Here is a 3,629-nt window from a genome sequence, read left to right on the forward strand (position 1 = left end):
GCAAGCCCGGCGGACACGACGAAGCCCCGGCTGCCCTGAGTGCGGGAATAGCCGGGGCTCTCGTCAGTCCTTCCTCAGTCTTTCGACGCGTCTGCCTTCTGCAGCATGAAGTCGGCCATGACGTCCTGCGCGGCTTCGACCATATGTCCGCCGTTGGCCGTCCTGCAGCCGGCGGCCTCCGCAGCCGCCAGAAACGGTGTCACGCCGTGCCCGGCGATCACATCGCCCACGAACATGGACGAGGTCAGCAGCGCCGGATCGACGGGGAGCGGGTCGCCGTCCTCCATGCCCAAGGGAGTCGCGTTGCACACCAGATCGCAGCCGGTGGGATCCGGCGGCCCAACGTTGACCCGCCCCTGGCCGAGATCCTTGAGCAGGTCCCGCAGTGTGGAGACGCGCGCCGCATCGGCGTCATGGACGATCAGTTCGCGGGCCCCGGCCTCCAGCATGGCGATGGCGATCGCGCTGCCCGCGCCGCCCGCTCCGAGGAGGAGTACCCGCGCACCCTGAGGCTGGGCTCCGTGGTCCTTCTGCGCCTTCACGAAGGCCAGTCCGTCGAGCATGTCGCCGTGCCAGGTCCCGTCCGGATTGCGGCGGACGACGCTCACGACCCCGAGCATCCTGGCGCGCTCAGAACTCGCGGCGCAGTGGGCGAACGCAGCGAACTTGTGCGGCATGGTGACCAAGATGCCGTCCACATTCCGCGCGGCCGTGAGACCCGCCATGACAGCGTCGAGGTCACCGGCCGGCACCTGCATCGGAACACAGATGCCGTTGAAGCCGCGCTCCCCGAAGGTGCGGGTGAGGCGCATCGGAGACTCGACGTACTTGATGGGATCTCCGATGATCGGGAACAGCCGCGTCGCACCACTGAGATGGTCGAACATGTCGATCCCTGCCTCTACTTGTCTCCGGCCTTCCATACCATCACGCATCTTGCCCGCGCGACGCTGCGAGGTTGCGCGGCAAGTCCGGCCTCCGGCGGGCAGGGCCTCCGGCCCTACGACCCGGATATGGCCCTCCGGCGGCCGGGGCTCCGCCAGCGCCAGCTGTGTGCGGATGCGCTACAGCCGTCAAGGGCGCAGGGGTCCCGCCAGGAGATCGAATAGCGGCTGGGCTATCCAGTTCCCGACAATTCCCAGCGCGAAGCCGACCAGCGCCCACAATGCGTTCGGCGAGATCCGCTCCTTGCGCCCCCGCTCTACCTTTCGGATCGCGAGATAGAGGTCGATGACGTCCTGTTGCGAGTGGCGCAGGCCAGCTTGGTTGCGCCGGAGCTCGTCGCGCTGACTCTTGATCTTTTCCGCCAGTTGTTCGGCCAGTTCAGGCGTTGGCGGGACGGAAGCCGGTGACGGGTCGGCCAGCCAGCCTCGGTGGAGGCCTCGCGCGCTCGTCAATAGGCCCACCCCGCCGGCTACCAAACCCAGGAAGAGCGGCTCCGCCATCGCCCGAACCGCCGGCAGTGGTGTCCAGCTAAGAATGACCACGACCAGCGCCGCAACGAGAGTGGCGCGGCCCGCCGCAAGGAGGAGCCGGCGGAGACCCTGCAACCTTGCCCGGACGGCCGCGTCGGCGAGGCCGAAGGTGGCCAGTTCCCGTTGCGCGGTTCGGACTGTTGTCACCGATTCGACCGTTGCCCCTACGGCGAGCGCGAAGACCGTCACCGCGTGCAGCGGCGGGTCCGTGGCCGTCCCGGCCTCGCTGGGCGGCAGGAATGTGCTGATGACGGTCGTTGTCACCCAGCCGGCAGTCGCCACGGCGGCGGCGATCAGGAATCGCCGCACGAGGCGCAGCTCTTCGTGGTGCACCGGAGCGTTCACCCATGGATTAAACAACGGTCCACTACCGACCGTTTGTCAGTTTTATGACGTAGACGCAGGTTGAGCGCGTGACCTTGCGCGACGGCGTTGATTGGATGCTGGAGTTGGTGGGGTGGTGGCTGGTTGGTCCATGAAGTGACCCCTATCGTCCGGACACCTGGATCTGTGTCAGAGACTCGTGGTGGTTCTTCTCGTAGGCGGCAGGGCTGAGGTTACCCAGCCGGCTGTGTCGGCGGCGAGGGTTGTAGAAGCCCTCGATGTAGGAGAACACCTCCATCTCCAGTTCGTGTCGTGACGGCCAGGCACGGGTGTAAATCAGTTGGGTCTTCAGGGTGGCGAAGAAGGTCTCGGCCATGGCGTTGTCGAAGCAGTCCGCGACCGAGCCCATCGAGGCCAGCACGCCGCAGGAACGTAGGGTGCGGCCGAACTCGAACGACGTGTATTGGGTGAATTCCATCGGTCGTCGCAACACCTCGAGTATGGAGGTGTCGATGGGCCGGCCCGCGGGTTGGATGAAGGCGTTGAAGGGCAGGGCGCCGATGAAGTCGCCTGGGCATCCGACGCATCGGCGGGAAGTCGAGCGCATGTTCTGGCGTCAGATTGCGGGAGGTCTCAGCAGCGAGGACGCCGCGGTCGCGGTCGGCGTGTCGCCGGTGGCTGGAAGCCGATGGTTCCGCGAGCGTGGCGGCATGCCGTTGTTCATGATCCGCCCGCTCGCCGGCCGGTATTTGTCTTTTGCGGAACGGGAAGAGATCGCCATGCTCAAGAGCGAGGGCCTCGGGGTCAGAGAGATCGGCGCGTTGAAGCGTGAACTGGTCGCCTGTCTGCGCACCGGCCGTGCTTTTGCGGGTGCCGCGGCCACGTGCCCGGCAGCGTCGCGATGGCATGGTCACGCCCGAGGTGATGATCAGCGAACGGCCCGCCGACGCCGACGACCGCGCCGTTCCGGGTCATTGGGAGGGAGACCTCATCATCGGGTTGGACAGGTCCGCGATCGGCACACTGGTCGAGCGGACGACCCGTTTCACGATGCTGCTGCATCTGCCTCGCATGGAGGGTCACGGCGTCGAGCCGCGGGTGAAGAACGGCCCAGCGTTGGCCGGACGCGGCGCACAGGCTGTCCGCGACGCGATCGCCGCCACGATCACCACGCTGCCCGATCAGCTCCGGCGGACACTCACGTGGGACCGAGGGAAAGAACTCGCCCAGCACGCTCAGCTGACCATCGACACCGGCGTTCAGGTCTACTTCGCCGATCCGCACAGCCCGTGGTAGCGAGGCACGAACGAAAACACCAACGGTCTGCTCCGCCAGTATTTCCCCAAAGGCACCGACCTGGCCCGCTGGAACCGCGACGAACTCGACGCAGTAGCCGCCACTCTTAATAGCCGGCCACGCAAGACACTCGGCTGGAAGACGCCCGCCGAAGCCATGAACGAACAGCTACTCTCCCTTGAAAGCACCGGTGTTGCGACGACCGGTTGAGTCTGGGCAATACACCAGCTGGGCGTTCGGTCACCGGCTCCGCACGGCCGGGCTGCTCGGCTCGATGGGCTCCATCGGCGACTGCTTCGACAATTCAATGGTCGAGTCGTTCTTCGGTTCGATGCAGCTCGAGCTCCTCGACCGGCAGCACTGGCACACCCGCCAGGAACTGGCCAACGCGATCTTCGAGTGGATAGAAGCCTGGTACAACCCCCGCCGGCGCCATTCGGCGCTTGGCGATCTCTCACCCGTCGACTACGAACGACACCACACCCCGGCCGCTACCGCGGCCTGACCATCACACCAGAGCCGTCCGGGAAACCG

General features: G+C 66.4%; 4 protein-coding genes and 1 pseudogene. 2 read left to right on the plus strand and 3 right to left on the minus strand.

The features are described from left to right. Window positions 1-74: 74 nt before the first annotated feature. The 3 genes from AB0M20_RS32265 to AB0M20_RS32275 all read right to left on the minus strand — a co-directional run bounded on the left by AB0M20_RS32265 (window position 75) and on the right by AB0M20_RS32275 (window position 2,406). Complete coding sequence (locus tag AB0M20_RS32265; RefSeq protein WP_364304114.1) at window positions 75-887, minus strand: shikimate dehydrogenase; 813 nt, start codon at window positions 885-887, stop codon at window positions 75-77. A 186-nt stretch (window positions 888-1,073) separates the two neighbouring features. Then, entirely contained in the window at window positions 1,074-1,820 is a 747-nt protein-coding gene (locus AB0M20_RS32270; protein ID WP_364304115.1) for a hypothetical protein, read from the minus strand. Window positions 1,821-1,962: 142 nt separating this feature from the next. Next, on the minus strand, window positions 1,963-2,406 hold the full coding sequence (locus tag AB0M20_RS32275) for an IS3 family transposase (RefSeq protein WP_364304116.1): 444 nt from the start codon (window positions 2,404-2,406) through the stop codon (window positions 1,963-1,965). Here AB0M20_RS32275 and AB0M20_RS32280 point away from each other — a divergent pair. Together AB0M20_RS32280 and AB0M20_RS32285 are read left to right on the plus strand one after the other, a co-directional pair. After that, a pseudogene (locus tag AB0M20_RS32280) lies at window positions 2,333-3,305 on the plus strand (IS30 family transposase). The gene AB0M20_RS32275 and the pseudogene AB0M20_RS32280 sit on opposite strands and share 74 nt — an antisense overlap. Then, window positions 3,289-3,600, plus strand: coding sequence for an IS3 family transposase (locus tag AB0M20_RS32285; RefSeq protein WP_364304117.1), 312 nt, complete (start codon window positions 3,289-3,291; stop codon window positions 3,598-3,600). Before AB0M20_RS32280 ends, AB0M20_RS32285 begins: the two are co-directional and overlap by 17 nt. The last annotated feature ends 29 nt before the right edge of the window (window positions 3,601-3,629 follow it).

The sequence above is a fragment of the Actinoplanes sp. NPDC051633 genome, from assembly GCF_040681735.1.
Lineage (GTDB): Bacteria > Actinomycetota > Actinomycetes > Mycobacteriales > Micromonosporaceae > Actinoplanes.

Coding starts and splice junctions, on each gene's coding strand:
- AB0M20_RS32265 (WP_364304114.1), bottom strand. CDS start 887: ATGTTCGACCATCTCAGTGGTGCGACGCGGCTGTTCCCGATCATCGGA.
- AB0M20_RS32275 (WP_364304116.1), bottom strand. CDS start 2,406: ATGCGCTCGACTTCCCGCCGATGCGTCGGATGCCCAGGCGACTTCATC.